Source organism: Blautia sp. CAG:257 (genome assembly GCF_000433815.1).
In the GTDB taxonomy this organism is placed as follows: domain Bacteria; phylum Bacillota; class Clostridia; order Lachnospirales; family Lachnospiraceae; genus Blautia_A; species Blautia_A caecimuris.
This window is the reverse complement of the sequence record NZ_HF998990.1, coordinates 46,814-65,274: the sequence shown is the minus strand read 5'-3', so window position 1 is coordinate 65,274 and position 18,461 is coordinate 46,814. Positions and strand designations below refer to the sequence as shown.

Genomic DNA, 18,461 nt, shown 5'->3' with positions numbered 1-18,461 from the left:
ATTTATGTTTAAATTACATTTTGCGGAAACTCAAGAAACAACTGCTGTATCCAGACAGCTTTAAAATTTCAAGTCAGCTGTATCCAGACAACTGAAATGAAATTTTAGGATTTACACAGATATGCAAAACTTTCTCGACTTTTTGCTTCGCGGCAAGTATAATTGGCTCATACCTGATACAAAAAATATACAGAAACAGAGGTGATTCCCATATGAATCCAAAACAGATTTAAAAAAATGTACACTGCCTGCTGGACTGGAAGCAAAAAATAACTTTTTTGTTTATTATGCTGATTATGATCCTGTCCTCTGTCTTAACGCAGATCACACCTAAAGCAATCGGCTGGCTGACAGATGATATCCTTTCCCAGGCTCAAATTCATTTTTCCGCAATTTTACCCATCCCGTTTTTTATTCTGATCGTCAATGTTGCCAATGAGATCATAAAAATTATAAGAAGAATCCTTGTGGAAGATATTGCAACAAAAACTGAGAAAAAAGCGCGGGGACTTGTGATCTCTTCCCTGCTGAAAGCTCCTCTGGCATACTTTAAGGAGCATATGACAGGAAATATCCATGGAAGATTAAACCGCTGTCTGGAGGGTACTGTCAAACTGGAAAAGCTTATTTTTATGGACTTCGCTCCAGCCATCTTTAACAGTATCGCAGCTATTGTTGTGATCTTCACCACCCTTCCGGTGAAGCTTGCCGTTCTGATGCTCCTTGTTGTCCCCATTGGAATTGCAATTGTTTTCCGGCAAATTCATACACAAAAAGGAATCCGTGTAGAACTTCTGGAATCAAAAGCCCAAATGGACGGAGCCATTGTTGAACTTTTGAACGGCATAGAAGTGATTCGAATCACAGACAGCAATACCCTGGAGGAAAAAAGATTTACGGATAAATCAGAATATTTAAGAAGCAAAGAAATGAGGCACCATTTACAAATGGCAAAATATGACTGTCTCAAATTTATCAACGAAGTGTTTTTTACTGTTCTGATGATCGGTACTTCCGCCTGGCTGGCAGCACAGGGAAAAATCAGTGTGGGAGCTGTTCTGACCTCCTATCTTTGTTTTTCGCAGCTTATCAAACCTCTGGAAGAGCTTCACAGGATTCTGGACGAACTTTCCGAAAGTCTGATTCTGGCAGAAGACTTTTTCAAAATGGCAGATATTCCTCATGATTTTTCCTATACTGAAATTTCAGAGGTATCTTCTCCCAAAAAGGACAGCCCCTATATGATAGATATCCATAACCTGAATTTTTCCTATCATCATGATGAGAAAAATATTATAAAAAATATGGATCTGTGTATCGAAAAAGGCTCCTTCTGGGGAATTGCCGGCCCCAGCGGCTGCGGAAAATCCTCGCTGATAAAAGCAATCTGCAAGCTGGAAAACTGCAGCGGCTCTGTTTTTATCAACAATACAGACATTGGCACTCTGTCAAGAAAACAGCTGTCTCAGATCATTGCTCTGGTTCCCCAGAATCCATTTTTGATTGCCGGAACTATACTGGAAAATATCTGCTATGGACTGGAACAGCAACCCTCTGATAAAGAAGTGGAAGAGGCCCTTCGCAAGGCAAATCTATACGATTTTGTCAACAGTCTGCCAGAGGGTATAAACACCGTGATCAGCGAAGGCGGAGGCAATCTTTCCGGCGGCCAGAAACAACGGATCGCCATTGCCCGTATTTTTTTAAGGAAACCGAAAATCCTGATTTTGGATGAAGCAACCTCAGCTCTGGACAACACCTCTGAACGTTTTATACAAAACGAAATCGAGCAGCTGAAAAAAGAAAACAACATGACCATCCTATCCATTGCCCACAGACTTACCACCCTGAAAAACTGCGACAACATCATTGTTATGGATCATGGACAGGTGGTACAGTCCGGCAAATATGATACCCTGATAAACCAGGAGGGTATTTTCAGCGATATGTATTATGGAAAATTAAAATAAGATTGTGCTGCTGACTTTTTGTTCTTTCATCTATTGTGTATAACAGAATTGCCCTCACCGCAAAGCAGGTAGATTATGTGAAATAAATGCTGTCCCCATGAAAAACATGCAGACAGCATTTATTTATATATCACATATAATACATGATTGCTTCATAGGGTCTGAGCTGCATGATTTCTTCCACAGAATCTCTGTCATAATTGGAAAGAAGAACTCTGCCCTCTTTAAAAGTAATTTCTTCCGTACAGTCACAGGCAACACTATCTCCGGTAAAATTGGCAAGTACCACTAAGGTTCGGTCTTCTGCCTGTCTCTTATATGCAAAAAATCTCCTGTCCTCTTCAAAGAAAAGCTCAAAATCCCCGGTGCTGATAATCTCATACTCTTTTCTCAGACGAATCAGTTTCTGATAAAAATGAAACACAGAATTCTCGTCCTTCAGCGCTTCTTCCACGTTGATTTCTTTATAGTTGGGATTTACTCCAATCCACGGCTCATGATCCGAAAATCCGGCATTGTCTCCTTCATTCCACTGAATCGGTGTTCTGGCATTGTCTCTGCCTTTTGCATAAATGCCTTTCATAATCTTTTCCATGGACCAGCCTGCTTCCTGCTTTTCCTTCACCATATTGATGGTTTCTACATCTTTATATTCCTCCAAAGCGAACTTTACATTGGTCATTCCGATTTCCTCGCCCTGATAAATATAAGGCGTTCCCTGCATTCCATGAAGGATCATTCCCAGCATTTTTGCACTTTCCTTCCGGTAAACCGTGTCATTGCCCATACGGGAAACAATTCTGGGCTGGTCATGATTAGACCAGAACAAGCTGTTCCATCCTTTTTCATGAAGAGCTTTCTGCCATACAAGAAATACCTGTTTCAGTTCATTGACATCCAACGGCTTCAGATCCCACTTGCCGTTACCCTTTACTTCCTCCAGGCCCAAATGTTCAAATCCAAATACCATTGTCAGCTCTTTTCTTTCCTTATCGGAATACAAAGGAGCACTGACCGGAGTTGCAAAAGATGTTTCTCCTACCGTAAATGCTTCTCTTCCTTCAAAGCATTCTCTGTACATTTCCTGCAGGTATTTATGGGATTTTTCACCGTACATGATGCTTTCTTCCGGTATCTTTCCGATCAGGTCAATCACATCCATACGGAATCCGTCGATTCCCTTATCCAGCCACCAGTTGATCAGCCTGTAAACCTCTTTCCTGACCTCTGGATTATCCCAGTTCAGATCCGGCTGTCTTCTGCTGAACAGGTGGTAATAATATTCCTCTGTTTCCTCATTATATTCCCATACAGAACCGCTGAAGAAAGACTGCTGGTCTGTGATTGGACGTTCCTTCCAGATATAATAATCGTGGTATTTACTGTTTTTGTCTTTTCGGGCCTGACGGAACCATTCATGCTCGTCACTGGTATGATTCACTACCAGATCCATAATCAGACGGATTCCTCTTTCATGAAGAGCATCCAGAAGCTGGTCAAACTGCTCCATAGTGCCAAACAGCGGATTAATCTTATAATAATTGCTGATATCGTAGCCATTGTCATCCATAGGAGACTCATAGATGGGGGTCATCCAGACAATGTCTACTCCCAGTTCCTTCAGATAATCTACCTTTTCCAAAACGCCGCCAAGATCCCCCATTCCGTCTCCATTGCTGTCCTTAAAACTCATAGGATAGATCTGGTATACAACTGCTTTTTTCCACCATTCCATAATCTTATCTCCTCGTCAGCTGAAATTCACCATTTTCGTCTCTTGTCATTTCCCACCGGGCTTCTTTTTTCTGAAGCACGATGATCTCATTTATTTCTGCTTTCAGGGTTACAGTCCGTGCGCCTTCAAATTCCTCGCCTGTGAACAGATGCTTCCAGGAACCCCTTGGAATATAGACTTCCCTCTCTGTTTTACCCTCTTCTACCACAGGCGCTACCAGAAGATCATCTCCGAACAGGTACTCGTCATAAATAGTCCCTGCTTTTTTATCCTCCGGATATTCCAACCACAGAGCACGCATCAGCGGCACACCTGTTTTCACAGATTTTTCTGCCTCTTCCATGATATAAGGAAGCAGTGCCATACGAAGCTTCGCGTAATAACGGTAAACATCCAATACCCAGGGAGCATTTCTCCTCTCTGCGATATTCCAGGGCGTACGATCCTGGTTAAATTCCGCCTTACTCTCTGCATGATACTGCATGATCGGGCAAAATGCCGCCATTGCTGCAGACCGGGCAAACAGTTCCGCACTTGGAATCTCACCACTGAAGCCTGCCAGATCCCATCCCCAGAAAGGTACTCCGGAAATTCCGGCATTCAGACCTGCACACAGATTTCTCTTAAAGGCAGAGAAGGTTGATTTTTCATCTCCGGCCCAGTGAGCAGGCATCCGGGAAGCCCCGGTAAATCCAGCCCTGCTGAAAACAATTCCATTCCGTTTTTCGTGAATATACTGATAATGCTCCCTGATATAAAGATTGGGATACTCGTTCCGCATCTCTTTTCCGGTCCTTCCGTCTGCAAACTGTACCTCATCCCCAAAGACAAACTCTCCACCATCTGTCTTAAAGCCGTCAATCTGTACCTCGTCCACCAGATATTTTCTCTTGTCCATCCACCAGGATGCTGCTTCCGAACTGGTGTAGTCCATCAGAAGACTGTCGGTAAACCATCCCTCCGGCATACGGTAGGGAGTTCCGTCTTTCTTTTTAGCGCAGTAGCCATGTTCCAGTGCATAACCCTCATCTCTGTCTTTCTGAATGTGATGAAGCGAATTGATATATTTAATGATCGGAATCTGCCACAAAATACATTTCAAACCATTCTCATGAAGGTATTTCACCATTCCCTTCGGATCCGGCCATTTTCCCCATTCCGGGAACTGGAAATCACTGTAGGAAAATCCGTCTTTTCCGCTGTTTTCCTCATACACCGCATCATTAAAGATATAATAGGTGGCCTCATCGCTCCATGCCTCGATCACAAGCACAGTTGCCGGAATATCGTATTTCTTTGTCAGCTCTACCTGTCTGCGTACTTCAGCCTCACTGTCCCAGTTGTTGCTGGACATCCAGGGACCGAAAGCCCATTCCGGAAGCATTGCTGGTCTTCCTGTAATACCCGTAAACTGTCCGATCATTTCCTTAGGTGTTCCATTGAATCGGTACCAGCAGATTCCTTCTGTCTCTGCTTCCATCTTCCAGCTGTCCTCTTCTGTACTGCACAGGTCAAACTCTGTGTAATGATCTGTAGGAAGAAAAATGCCGTAGCCTTCTGAGCTTAAGAAATACGGCATGGGCATGTATGTGCGGATCCCCTGATCTTTATACTGGTTATACACATACACATCTACCAGATTTCCTCTCTGATTGATATGGTTATAACGCTCTCCAAAGCCATAGAAGCCTTCTCCTTTTTCTGCTTCTGTACAGATACCTGTGGAAAAGATCCTGTCCTTTTCTTTCCAGAAATAAATCTCCCGGATTTCGGAAAGCCCGGTTTCCTCCAGCTCTTCCAACGGTTTCCATTCTGTTTCCCCTACAGCTTTTTCACAGGGACCCGGCAGGATCTGAAACATAGAAACCCCATTGACAACTGTTTTTTTCAGGAGGTATATATTATCCTCTTCGGAACACAGTTCCAGTTCAAAACCATTTTCATTTTCTCTTTTTTCTCCAAATAAACGGATACTGTCTTTTTTCTGTACGGTAAACTGATATTCCTCAGAGGTACAGGTTCCTGCCTGGAAATAATAAGTTACCTGTTCCCCTCCTTTAAAGCTTCCCACCTCAAATCGGTAATTTTCATATTCCGGCTGATAAATTCCCTGTTCGCTTCCGGATCTGCCTTTGTCTGTTTTCCAGTAAACAAAAATCTCTTCCGGATACTTTACCGGCCAGGCGGCAACGTTTAAAGCAACCTTTTCTCCTGCTTTTGGAAACCATGGATCACGCTCGTAATTCTGATGTTCATATCGGTTAAAATTACCAGTCGGCACATGAATTAAAGGTTCTTCGCTGAGCATACCTGCAATCTTAAGCTTTGCCTCTATAATCTCCTCTATGACTTCAGAGATCTCATCTTTCCCTTCGGCCTCTTTCAGCATTCCCAGATATTTTCTTGCTTTCCTGTAGTCTGCCTTTTCTGCATAATACCATCCCAGCATTCCTAAATCTGCAGGGTCTGTTGTTTCCTTCATAGACTGGACTGCTGCCACAATCACCAGGTCTTCCGGAGTAAAAAGTCCAAAGGGAACACAGACCCAGAGCAGCTGCGGCGTTGCCAGATCTCCGTGTTTTTCATCCGCAAGCCTTCCTGCACAGGTATAATGATCATAGGCATAATTTTTCATCTGATGAATTGCCTCTGCCGTTTTTTCTCTCTTTCCAAACAGATTACTGTTATAAAGAGCGCCGTAAGCCATTCCGAAATTTTCTGCAAAAAATCCATCTTTCTCTCCTGAAATCCGCGCACATGGCTGATATGCTGCCTCTTCTATGTGATCCTGAAGCTTCGCAATCCTCTGCAGCTTTTCCTTATAAAAAAAGTGGTCCCCGGAAATCCTTGTATATTCTCCCACAAGAAATAAAATCAGACACTGGTCATGAAAATCTGTATTTTTTTCTTCCAGAAATTGCTCTAACGGTTCTTTTAAATCCTGTACTTTTTCCTGTATACAGGATTTCAGCATGTTTAATAATTCCAGTTTCCATTTTTTATTTCTCATGAACAAAACCTCCTTTACTGAAATAAGCTGCAGCAAATTCTCCACAAGCCCAGCTTAACGGATTGATCACACATACACCTTCATCATTTGCATCTACCGCTTCCGGCAAAAGCCCGTATGCGTTGCTGTGTTCAGATGCCCACTTCATCTTTCTAATGTATTCTTCTCTGTTTTCTGCCCGTTTGCAGTATTCCGCACAGGCCAGTGTGTTAAAAAGCCACGGTCCATGATGATATTCCTGCTCCGAGTAACCGATCCCGTCCTCAAAGAAAGAAGCGTATTGTCTCAGATAAATGTGAGTATTCTGCATTTTTTCATCGTTGGGATATCCGTACAAAGGTCCAAAATACTGAGGTGTATCATATTTGCGTACTGTATGGTCATGATAGGTCACATAGCCATAGTCAAATCTTCCCAGTTCCTCATTATAGGCAGACTGAATCCCCTCATAAAGCCGATCACAGATCTTCCGGCATTTTTCCGCATATTCCTTATTTCCCAGAATCGCAAAGATCTGTTTTGCTGCCAGGATGCCTCCATAAATAAACATATTGGAAGAGGTGATAAAGGCCGGGCCGAATACACCTTCATTCACTCCGCCTTCCGGCCCCACCATCCCATGTTTTTTTTCCGCTCCGTCTATTACGTCAGTCACTTCCATCAGAAGCGTCTCGTCCGCCAGAAGTTCTCCGGTCTTTTTATAATATTCATAAACGATTCTGCAGAAATAACCAATGGAATCAATCTGATGAAACACACTGTTATTTGCTCCCTCATTTGGCTCACCGTATCCGTCATATCGCTGGAAAAACTCTCCGTTTTCTTTTCGTTTTCTTCCGATCAGGTAGGCAATGATATCCCTGCATTCTCTGAGATGCCCGGAAAGCAGGAAAGCTCTTGCTACCATAATGGAATCCCGGGCATAATAGCAGGGCATTTTGTTGCAGAAATAGTGTCCGGTAAGATCTGCGGGTATATATCCCCCCACACATACTGCTTTAAGCGCAGTCAGGTTCACCAGTGCCTGTTCCTGAAAGTCCGGTTCTTCTAACTTTTCCCCTTCTGCCAGCCAGTTTTTCCAGTACTCTTCAGCTTCAAAAGCTTCCTCCCCAGAAAAACCAAGTTCTTTTTCCAGTTCTTCATAGCTGTCTCCGAATATCAGAGACCAGCACATATGCAGCTTGTCCCCCGGCTTCAGTGTCTTTGTCCTTCCCTGCACATAACCAAGCCTGCAGCTTGTCTTTGTTCTTTGACTGTTCTCTCTTTTTTCCAGTATATCCAGAAAAACCTGGTAGGCAAAGTCTGTCGGAGAGTCTTCCACTGCATAGATTTCTTCTGCCCATGGTGTTTTCATAACCATATATGCATCGCCGGTATGGATTCCAAGGGTACCATTGTGCATTTTTTCCGTTTCAATCTCCATATCGTTACGCACTGCACAGTAGCCGTAGCACCCAATCTCCAGTTCTTCCTCTGAAACGTTTTCCAGTTCCATCTCAAAGCTCAGGCAGTGTTCTCCATAAGAATAGACCACATCTTTTCTTTTTAACCCATGTTCTTCCAGAAGAAATTCATCGCAGTACCTGTAGGTATCTTCCACATACGTCTTTACTGGCTTTATGTGTGTCGGATGGGTATATTTTTTCCAGACCTTATTTCCATAATAAATCGTATCTTTTACTCTGATCAGCGACACTGCCGACTGTATAAGATCATGGGCATAAGTTTTATAAAACAAATGGTAAATCCCAGTCCCGTTAATATCAACGATTCCATTATTCACTGCATAAATTGCAGCAATATTTTCATTTCCAATGAGTCCAATTCCGGTATATTTTCCTGTCTGCATGTTCTGTTTCCACCTGTTCCTTTTTTAAAGAGCCGCAAATTATATTTTACAATGTAGTTTGCGGCTCTGGTTCTAACTTATTTTAAAATATCTGTCACTTTTTTCTGGGCTGCCTGTAAGGCTTCTTCTCCGCTCTGCTCCCCAATGATCGCGCGGTTCAGTTCCTCATTGATCGCATTCTGTACTTCTGAGTAATGATCTACGACAGGAGGCATGATTCCTGTTTCCATTACATCAAAGATTACCTCTCTGCTTTCCGGTTTTTCCTGACTTGTGTATTTTTCCTGTACACTTTCATCATTTACTGCCGGAAGATCCCAGCTGGAATCCAGACGGATCTTTGCCGCTGTGCTGTCTGTGGACATGAATTTTATGAATTTCCATACAGCTTCTTTATTTTTTGCAGCTGCGCTTCCAACTACTGCATCAGCAAAAACATGGTGCGCTTTCTGTGTATTTCCAGGTTCCTGTACAATGTCCCATTCAAACGGTGTATCTGCAAAGGTAGTTACCATCCAGCTTCCGGTACGGATCATTGCGACCTCACCGTTTTTAAACATATCCTCAGGTGATTTTCCGCTCATCTGCTCCGGAGTAGGCTGTACATTATATTCCAGCATTTTATCAAGCATCCACTGGAAAGCTTCTATATTTTCCTCTGAATCAAGAGTCGGAGTTCCGTTTTCATCAAAAAGAGCGCCGCTGTTCTGAACTACGGTTTTATATAATTCATTATAAGTTACCGGTGCATACGTTCCATAGACGCCTTCCTTTGTAAGTGTCTGGGCTGCTTCCAGTTCTTCCTTCCAGGTCCAGTCTTCTGTTGGATAATCGAGGCCTGCTTCATCAAACAGATCTTTGTTATAATACATTACCACATCTGATATTTTCTCGGTAAGTCCGTATAATTTTCCGTCTTTCTGGAAATATTCATAAGAATTTCCGGAAAGCATATCCTCAGAAAACTCCTCGTCCTTTTCTGCCAGTTCTGTAAGATCCAGAAGCACGCCATTGCCTGCATAGGTATTAAAGTTTTCATAGTTCATCTCAAATACGTCCGGCAAAGTTTTGGAAGAAGCCTGGGTCTGCAGTTTGGTAAAATAATCGTCGTATCCGATCACTTCTGTTTCTACCTTGATGTCCGGATTCTGTTTTTCAAATTCTGCCACCATTTTATCCAGATCCTCCAGATGATCCGGGCCCGCTGAATACGTTGCATACTTAATAGTTGTTTTTCCGTCTTTTTTCTCTTCTGCGCCGCCGCATCCTGTCAGGACACCTGCTGCCATAACCGTACAGAGAACCATTGCTGCTGTTTTTTTGTTCATGATTTTTTCCTCTCTTTCATTAAACTTTTTCTTTCTATTTGATACCTGTATTCTGTACCCCTTCAATAAAATATTTCTGGGCAAATAAATATACTGCAAGAATAGGGAGAACACTGATCAGAGTTGCTCCCATCAGAACACTCCAGTCCACATACCAGCGGCCCTGCAACTGTGATAAAAACAGCGGCAGTGTTGTATGCGCCTCGTCAGACGCTACAAGCAGAGGCCACAGGAAATCGTTCCAGGCGCCCATAAAACTGGTCACTGCCAGAACAGCGATACCTGTTTTTGCAAGAGGCAGCATAATCTGGAAGAAAATGCGGACATATCCTGCTCCGTCCAGACAGGCGGCTTCCTCCAGCGCTTTGGGGATTCCCATAAAATACTGGCGCATCAGGAAAGTTCCAAATGCATTGAAAATCCCCGGAAGGAACAAACCTACATAAGTATTGATCAATCCCATTTTGTTGATCAGTATATACTGAGGAATTACGGTAGCCTGTACCGGGATCATCATGGTTGCAAGATACAGAATAAAAATCTTCTCTTTATGCTTAAAATCAATTCTTGCAAACACAAATCCGGACATGGCACAAAGAAGAATCTGCCCTGCTGTTGAGATTACAGAAACAATCACACTGTTCAGCACATATCTTGGCATGTTATATTCTGAAAATAAAGTTCTGAAATTATTCAGCGACAGGGAACTTATAATGTTCTCCAATGTCATCTGATAAGTGATATCCGGCTTTGTAAATGCAACGATCAGCATCCATCCAAATGGCACGATCATAATAAAAGCACCCAGCGCCAGCAAAATATATACAATTATTTTTTTGTTTCTTGTCATGATTCTTTCCTCCTCTCCTTATTCGTAATGCACCCATTTTTTCTGCATCACGTTCTGGAAAATTGTCACACCGATAATGATTGCAAACAGAATCCAGGATAATGCAGTGGCGTATCCCATTTTCTGATACTGGAAACTGTTTTTATAAATCTCGGTCACCATGACCGGAACAAGATCCGCTGTAGGTTCTCCTGCTGTCATGATCCAGATCTGATCAAATACCTGGAAAGAGTTAATAATCGTAATGATCAGAGCATAAAAAGTTGTTGGAGATAACAAAAGCAACGTAATTTTTCTGAACTGCTGCCATTTACTAGCACTGTCGATCTGCGCCGCCTCATAATACTCTGACGAAATTCCCTGAAGTCCCCCAAGAAAGATGATGGAAAGGAATCCCACGTCTTTCCACACACTTACCATAATAACGGAGGGAAGAACAAACGCAGGATTCTGGAGCCATGCCGGTCCTGTTCCTCCAAAAAATTCTATAATTGAATTAATAATTCCAAATTCCGGATTTAACAGTCCTTTCCAGATCATAGATACCGCAACCCAGGAAGTAATTACCGGAAGAAAGAACAGACCTCTGAAAATATTTACACGTTTTACCTTTGAATTCAGCAAAAGCGCAATCCCCATGGAAAGCACCAGCACCACAGGCAGATACCCTGCTATAAAAAGAAGGGTGTTCTTTAAGGATTCATAAAATCTGGGATCCCGAAAAATTGTGATATAATTTTTCAGGCCTACAAATTCCGGTGCGCCAAATAAATTCCATTCTGTAAAACTGATATAGAGAGAATACAGCATCGCTCCCACCTTGAATACCACAAGGCCTAATAAACTAGGAAACAAAAATGTAAAAATTATTTTTTTCTTTGACTTATACATAACATCCTCCGTTAGTTAAACGGTTAACTGACCGTTAAAAAAATATTGTTTCTTTGTTTTTTATTTTATTTTCATCTGGTAGTATCCCTCTCTATGATCTGAAAATCCATATAGTTTTCTTTTTCCACCTGCTGACCACCAATAATTTTCAGAATCAGTTCTCCTGCTTTTTCGCCTCTCTTCAGGATGTTCTGTCCCACGGTGGTGACACGGGGATACATATTTCTTGACTGATAGGTATCGTCAAATCCCATTACCTCATATTCTTCCGGAATCTTCCTGCCATGGTTCTGAAGCTGGTTCAGTATACCATAAGCCAAAATATCCGCTGTTGCCAGGATTTTGTTCACACCCTGTCGTTTCAGGATTTTTTCTGCAGCTTCCATTCCATATTCGTGAGTGATATCCCCCTGATAGATCAGAGACAGATCCACTTCACAGCCGGCTTCACAGAGAGCCCTCTTATAACCGTTTACACGCTGCTGCAAAAGCCTGCTCTTCTCATACTGACCTGTAACCAGTGCAATAGGCTCCTGTTCCCCATGAAGTAGAAATTTCGTCGCCTCATAGCAGGCTTCTTCATCACGGATGTTCATTCTGTGATATCCGGTTTTTGTAATATAGGAGTCTATCAATAAAACCGGAAATCTGTATTTACCAAGAGAATCCAGCATCTTGTCGTTATCAATCCCAAAGACCACGGCACCGTCCAAGTTCCATTTTTTGATCATCTCTTCAAATCCATTGTGCTTATTAATCACGCTTAAGACAACTCCGCATCCTGCTTTTCGCAGATAATACTCCAATCCGGACAAGAATTCGCTGTAAAAAGGATTATCAAATACCAGCTTTTCACCAACATCCATCTGCGGAATGATCACACCAATCAGGTTTGATTCTCTTCCTGCAAGAGATTTCGCACTGAGACTTGGAACATAACCCAGATCTTTTACCGCTTTTTCTACCTTTTCAACCATTTCCTGAGAAACCTTGTTATACCGTCCATTGATCACATAGGATACCGTCGCTTTTGAAGTCTGGCATTCTCTGGCAATATCATTGATTGTTACCCTTCTCACATTTTCCTCCTTCTCTTTAAGTTAACCGGTTAACTGTTAAACTGATAATAACACTTTGCCTGATAAAAGGCAACAGGTTTTTGTATAATTTCTGTAATTTGTGAATATTAAATAAAATCATCTTGGTAAACTTGTATAAAATCACTTAAATCTGTACTTATTCCCCCAACTAAATAATGTCCTCATTTTTTGTCATAACACAAGATTCCCGGTACGCATATCATAACATATAGCATTTTCAGATTTCATCTGAACTGCTGCAGTTATAGATATGGAGGTAATTTCATGAAACCACTTCTGGAAGTAAGAGATGTTTCTCTTTCCTACCATACGCCTTCCGGGGAAACTGCCGCCCTTTCTCATATATCCTTTGATCTGATTCCGGGAGAATTTCTCGCTGTTGTAGGGCCTTCCGGCTGCGGAAAATCCACTCTGCTCAATGTGATCTGCGGGCTTCTGGCTCCTGAGCAGGGTTCTGTTCTTATGAACGGCACATCGGTTTCCCGCGGTGATCCCCGTATGGGCTACATGCTTCAGAAGGATCACCTTCTGGAATGGCGGACCATTTACAAAAATGTACTCCTGGGACTGGAAGTACGCCGGGAGCTTACCCCTGAGAAGCTGTCCTATATTGAAAAAATGCTTCACACCTACGGTTTGGACAAATTCCGTTCTGCCCGTCCCTCTCAGTTATCCGGCGGAATGCGCCAGAGGGCAGCCCTGATACGCACCCTTGCGCTGAAACCGGAGCTTCTGCTTCTTGACGAGCCGTTTTCTGCCCTGGATTACCAGACACGACTGAATGTCAGCGATGATATCGGCAAAATCCTGAAAAAAGAAAACAAGCCCGCCATATTGGTAACTCATGACATTTCAGAGGCGATCAGTATGGCAGACCGGGTGATCATTCTGACAAAGCGCCCTGCATCTGTGGCAAAAATTGTTTCCATTCATCTTGATATAGAAAACCGCACGCCTCTTTCCTCGCGAAATGCGCCGGATTTCAAGTCTTATTTTAATCTGATCTGGAAGGAGCTGAACCAATATGCCTGACCTTTCCTCTGCCCAGACAAAATATCTGTCCCGGCTGAAACGGGAAAAATATTTTGTCAATATTTCCAGACTGGTTCTCTTCGCAGGCTTTCTGGCTCTGTGGGAAGTCTCTGCCCGTATCGGCTGGATCGACTCTTTTATTTTCAGCAGTCCTTCTGCCATAGGGTTAAATTTCCTTGACATGTGCAGAAACCAGTCTCTTTTTACTCATATCGGAATCACTCTTACTGAGACGCTGTTAAGCTTCTTTTTTGTAGTGATCCTTGGAATCGGAACTGCAGTGCTTCTGTGGATGTTTCCAAAGCTTGCAAAAATTCTGGAGCCCTATCTTGTGGTACTGAACAGCCTGCCGAAATCCGCCCTTGCGCCCCTTCTGATCGTATGGCTTGGCGCAAATGTAAGAACTATCATCGTTGCAGGTATGTCTGTGGCGATTTTCGGATCAGTGATCAATCTTTATACAGGCTTTCAGGATGCAGACCCTGATAAACGAAAGCTGATTGCCACCCTTGGAGGAAACAAAAAGGATGAGCTGACAAAAATTGTCCTTCCCTCCTCCGTGCCTTTGATCCTGAGCATCATGAAGGTTAATATCGGTCTTTGTCTTGTAGGTGTCATCATCGGTGAATTTATCGGAGCCAGACAGGGGCTTGGCTATCTGATTATTTATTCCAGCCAGACCTTTAAGCTTACTACTGTTCTGATGGCGATTCTTGTGCTGTGTATCATTGCAATGGGGCTTTACAGCATCCTGAATCTGATCGAGAAACGATATACGAAACAAAGATAGCAAAAAAACTGATCCCGCAAATAAAAAATGCTCCGCGAAAACGCCGCCAGATACATTTGGAATATGACTGCCTGTGGCAGTCTGCATCTGGCGCGCAAAGCGGAGCAAATCTCTTAAGTTTTCTTATATCAATGTGATTTTACCTGGTTCCACAGCTCCCCATAGGTCTGGTCTGCCTCAGTTCCAAGATACTGGAAGGTTTCCAGGTTATCATATTTGGAAAGATCCGGGAAAGCGATCTCGCTGTTTCGGATCGCTTCATCCTCGATCAGTTTCCGGGCTTCGCTATTCGGTGTTGAGTATGTAATATACTCAAAATTCATCAGGGCAATCTCCGGTCTGCAAAGGAAGTTAATAAATTTCTCTGCATTCTCCTTATTGTCGGCGTTTTTGGGGATCACCCAGGAATCGATCCAGATATTGCTTCCTTCTTCCGGGATCACATATTCCAGATCAGGATTTTCCATCTGCGTATAAATAGCCTCTCCGGAATAGATCACTCCGATAGCAGCCTCGTTTCCGATCATCTTATCGCGAACCTGATCGATCACATAAGCCTGCACCAGTGGTTTCTGTTTGATCAGAAGATCTCTTGCCTCAGTCAGCTCATCCAGATCTGTGGAATTCAGAGAATATCCCAGATACTTCAGAGTCACCCCAAAGGCATCTCTCACAGAATCCTGCATAAGGATATTGTCCTTATATTTTTCATCCCACAGAACAGACCAGCTTGTTATAGGTTCATCTACCATGGTTTTGTTGTAAAGAATACCAACGGTTCCCCAGCAGTATGGGACAGAATATTTATTTTCCGGGTCAAACTGTCTGGACTGCTCCATATAATCCTTTCCAATATTCTTCACATTTGGAATATTGTCAAAATTGATTTCTGCAAGAAGATCGTTTTCTATCATTCTCTGGATCATGTAATCACTTGGACAGATCACATCGTAGGCAATGGCGCCGGAGCTGATCTTTGGATAAAGAATCTCGTTTGTCTCGAATTCCTCATACACGACATCAATTCCCGTCTCTTCCTCAAACATGGTAAGAACCTCAGGATCAAGATATTCTCCCCAGTTGTAAACAACCACTTTTTCGGAATTCATCATATTGCTTTCCTGTGCGTAATAAAAGCCGCCGAACACAAAAACTGCGCAGATCACTGCCGGGATCACACGGCGGAACAGTACTTTCTTTACCTTTGACGGCTTTTTCACTCGCTTCTTTCTGGTCTCCTCTTTTTCCTTTGGAGAATAATTGATCAGGATCAGAAGCACAAGGACTGTCACAAACATAATAGTAGACAGCGCATAAATTTCCGGTTTGATTCCTTTTCTCACCTCTGTGTAAATTTTCGTAGAAAGGGTATCGATTCCCGGCCCCTTTGTAAAATGTGTAATTACAAAATCATCCAGAGACATGGTAAATGCCAGCATAAATCCGGAAAGCACCCCAGGTACAATATCCGGAAATACAACCTTAAAAAAAGCATTCAGAGGTGATGCTCCCAGATCCAGAGCCGCCTCATATACATGGCGGTTTGTCTGTTTCAGCTTGGGCGCCACACTGAGGATCACATACGGAATATTAAAGGTAATATGAGCGATCAGGATTGTTCCAAAGCCCAAAGTCATACGACAGGCAATAAAAAGCAGCATCAGGGACACGCCCATTACAATTTCCGCATTCATCATGGGAATATTTGTCACTCCCATATAAAGGGTGCGCCATCTGTTTTTCATTCCCTGAATGGCAATGGCCGCCGCAGTTCCTATAACGGTTGCCGCTGCCGCAGAAAGAAAGGCAATGATCAGCGTAGTATAAAACGCACTCATGATCTGTTCATTCTGAAACAGTTCCTTATACCATTTCAGGGTGAATCCGCCCCATTTTGACCTTGTTTTTGACTGATTAAAGGACAGGACCATCAAGGTGACAATAGGAGCATAAAGTATTATAAAAATCAGAGCCAGATACAGCTTCTGCAAAGATTTTTTTATCAAAACACCGTACCTCCTTCTCCTTTGTCATATTTTGCCACAAGAGCCATGCTGGCAATAATAAATACCATCAGAACCAGGGAAAGTCCGCTTCCCACATGCCAGTTGCTGTTCTGCTTAAAGGACTGCTCGATCACGTTTCCGATAAGAAGGATCTTTCCTCCTCCGAGAAGGTCAGAGATCACAAAGGTTGTCAGCGCCGGCACAAACACCATGGTGATTCCGCTGATCACCCCCGGAATACTTAAAGGAAAGGTTACTTTTACAAAGGTCTGCACCGGATTTGCCCCCAGATCTCTTGCTGCATTCAGCACATTGGAATCAATTTTGATCAGTACATTGTAAATGGGCAGCACCATAAAAGGCAGGAAATTATACACCATTCCAAGAACAATGGCATAAGGAGTATTGATGATCTCCAGAGCCGGCAGATGAAAAAAGCTCAGAATACTGTTTATGACACCATTCTTTTCCAGAAGAGTCTGCCAGGCCATTGTCCTTAAAAGAAAATTCATCCACATGGGCAGAATAAAAATCAATACAATAAAGCTTGTCTGGCTGACCTGCTTCTGGCTTAATATCATTGCCAGAGGATAAGCCAGCACCAGGCACACCAGAGTGCTTATCAGGGATAAAAGCACGGAAATCCCCAGAGCCTTCAGATTTTCCGGCGTTGTGATCTGCGCCAGATTGGCAAAGGTAAAGCCTCCCTCATCTGTAGTAAACGCATAATAAACAATCACCAGAAGAGGGATCACAACAAAGGACACAGACCAGAAAAGATACGGTCCTGCCAGAAGACGTTTATTCTTCAATGTTTACCGCCTCCTCATCCTCAGATTCCGGTTTTTTCATAATCTGGATATCAAAAGGATCTACATGAATGCTGACCTCTGTTCCCACAGGAAACATATCGGTGCTGTGAACCAGCCATTCATAATTATTTGCCATGACTTCCATCTCGTAATGAACACCCTTAAAGATCAGATGTGTCACAACTCCGTCCATGCTTCCCTGTCCGGGCTTGAGAAGATCAATATCCTCCGGTCGGATCACCACATCAACCGGCTTATTCTGTCCGAATCCCTCGTCCACACAGGCAAAATTCACACCCAGGATCTTAACCAGACGGTCTTCCACCATGGTGGCAGGAATGATGTTGCTCTCTCCGATGAAATCCGCAACAAAAGCATTTTCCGGTTCATTGTATATTTTTTCCGGCGTTCCGATCTGCTGGATATATCCCTGATTCATAACTACAATGGTATCAGACATGGTAAGAGCCTCTTCCTGATCGTGAGTTACATACAAAAAGGTAATGCCCAGCTCATTTTTCAGGCGGATCAGCTCATACTGCATATCCTGGCGCAGCTTCAGATCAAGGGCTCCCAGAGGCTCGTCCAGAAGAAGAACTTTTGGCTCATTTACGATTGCCCGGGCAATGGCGATCCTCTGCTGCTGTCCGCCGCTTAAAGAATCCGGCATACGGTTTTCAAAGCCGTCCAGATTTACCAGTTTTAATGCGTATTTTATTTTATCGTGAATATACTGCTTACTTTTATTTTTGATCTTCAGTCCAAAAGCAATGTTATCCGCAATCGTCATATGGGTAAAAAGCGCATATTTCTGAAACACCGTGTTCAGCTGTCTTTTATTTGGCGGCAGATCCGTAATATCCTTTCCGTCAAAGATCACACGGCCGGCATCCGGTGTTTCAAAGCCTCCCAGAATACGAAGTGTGGTTGTTTTTCCGCAGCCGCTGGGTCCCAGAAGTGTCAGGAATTCATTTTCTCTTATGTAAAGATTAAAATCATCCAGAACGGTCTGCATCCCATACGCCTTTGAGATATTCATAAAATCAATCAGTTTATTACTCATGACCATTCCTCCCTAAAAAAATCCC

13 protein-coding genes are annotated in these 18,461 nt (G+C 43.0%); 3 read left to right on the top strand and 10 right to left on the bottom strand.

What is annotated here, in order from left to right; translation table 11 throughout:
* The first annotated feature begins 287 nt into the window (after positions 1-287).
* Complete coding sequence (locus tag QVP40_RS01585; protein WP_022066764.1) at positions 288-1,970, top strand: ABC transporter ATP-binding protein; 1,683 nt, start codon at positions 288-290, stop codon at positions 1,968-1,970.
* A gap of 130 nt (positions 1,971-2,100) precedes the next feature.
* Here QVP40_RS01585 and QVP40_RS01580 read toward each other — a convergent pair whose 3' ends face one another.
* The 7 genes from QVP40_RS01580 to QVP40_RS01550 all read right to left on the bottom strand — a co-directional run bounded on the left by QVP40_RS01580 (position 2,101) and on the right by QVP40_RS01550 (position 12,712).
* Positions 2,101-3,705 carry a glycoside hydrolase family 13 protein gene (locus QVP40_RS01580; RefSeq protein ID WP_022066763.1) on the bottom strand — a complete coding sequence of 535 codons (1,605 nt, stop codon included), beginning with the start codon at positions 3,703-3,705 and terminating at the stop codon, positions 2,101-2,103.
* Between the two features lie 4 nt (positions 3,706-3,709).
* Complete coding sequence (locus QVP40_RS01575) at positions 3,710-6,715, bottom strand: glycoside hydrolase family 31 protein (RefSeq protein ID WP_022066762.1); 3,006 nt, start codon at positions 6,713-6,715, stop codon at positions 3,710-3,712.
* Positions 6,705-8,564 (bottom strand): hypothetical protein, encoded by a 1,860-nt coding sequence (locus tag QVP40_RS01570; RefSeq protein ID WP_022066761.1) that lies wholly within the window; start codon positions 8,562-8,564, stop codon positions 6,705-6,707. Before QVP40_RS01570 ends, QVP40_RS01575 begins: the two co-directional genes overlap by 11 nt.
* Positions 8,565-8,641: 77 nt before the next feature.
* Entirely contained in the window at positions 8,642-9,892 is a 1,251-nt protein-coding gene (locus QVP40_RS01565; protein WP_022066760.1) for an ABC transporter substrate-binding protein, read from the bottom strand.
* A gap of 34 nt (positions 9,893-9,926) precedes the next feature.
* Positions 9,927-10,742 (bottom strand): carbohydrate ABC transporter permease, encoded by an 816-nt coding sequence (locus QVP40_RS01560; protein WP_022066759.1) that lies wholly within the window; start codon positions 10,740-10,742, stop codon positions 9,927-9,929.
* 18 nt (positions 10,743-10,760) lie between these two features.
* Positions 10,761-11,633: a carbohydrate ABC transporter permease gene (locus QVP40_RS01555; protein WP_022066758.1), complete on the bottom strand. Its 873-nt coding sequence runs from the start codon at positions 11,631-11,633 to the stop codon at positions 10,761-10,763.
* 71 nt (positions 11,634-11,704) lie between these two features.
* Positions 11,705-12,712 (bottom strand): LacI family DNA-binding transcriptional regulator, encoded by a 1,008-nt coding sequence (locus QVP40_RS01550; protein WP_022066757.1) that lies wholly within the window; start codon positions 12,710-12,712, stop codon positions 11,705-11,707.
* Between the two features lie 285 nt (positions 12,713-12,997).
* On the opposite strand from QVP40_RS01550, the gene QVP40_RS01545 reads away from it, so the two are divergent.
* Together QVP40_RS01545 and QVP40_RS01540 are read left to right on the top strand one after the other, a co-directional pair.
* Positions 12,998-13,765, top strand: coding sequence for an ABC transporter ATP-binding protein (locus QVP40_RS01545; RefSeq protein WP_022066756.1), 768 nt, complete (start codon positions 12,998-13,000; stop codon positions 13,763-13,765).
* Positions 13,758-14,555, top strand: a complete 798-nt coding sequence (locus QVP40_RS01540) for an ABC transporter permease (RefSeq protein WP_022066755.1) — start codon at positions 13,758-13,760, stop codon at positions 14,553-14,555. Before QVP40_RS01545 ends, QVP40_RS01540 begins: the two co-directional genes overlap by 8 nt.
* Positions 14,556-14,683: 128 nt before the next feature.
* Here QVP40_RS01540 and QVP40_RS01535 read toward each other — a convergent pair whose 3' ends face one another.
* The 3 genes from QVP40_RS01535 to QVP40_RS01525 are packed head-to-tail and all read right to left on the bottom strand — an operon-like array spanning position 14,684 to position 18,436.
* The gene (locus tag QVP40_RS01535; RefSeq protein WP_022066754.1) at positions 14,684-16,561 is read right to left on the bottom strand and encodes an extracellular solute-binding protein; all 1,878 of its coding nucleotides are present in this window, start codon (positions 16,559-16,561) and stop codon (positions 14,684-14,686) included.
* Complete coding sequence (locus QVP40_RS01530; RefSeq protein ID WP_022066753.1) at positions 16,558-17,373, bottom strand: ABC transporter permease; 816 nt, start codon at positions 17,371-17,373, stop codon at positions 16,558-16,560. The genes QVP40_RS01535 and QVP40_RS01530 overlap by 4 nt, the downstream gene beginning before the upstream one ends.
* Positions 17,363-18,436 carry an ABC transporter ATP-binding protein gene (locus QVP40_RS01525; RefSeq protein WP_022066752.1) on the bottom strand — a complete coding sequence of 358 codons (1,074 nt, stop codon included), beginning with the start codon at positions 18,434-18,436 and terminating at the stop codon, positions 17,363-17,365. The genes QVP40_RS01530 and QVP40_RS01525 overlap by 11 nt, the downstream gene beginning before the upstream one ends.
* Positions 18,437-18,461: the final 25 nt, after the last annotated feature.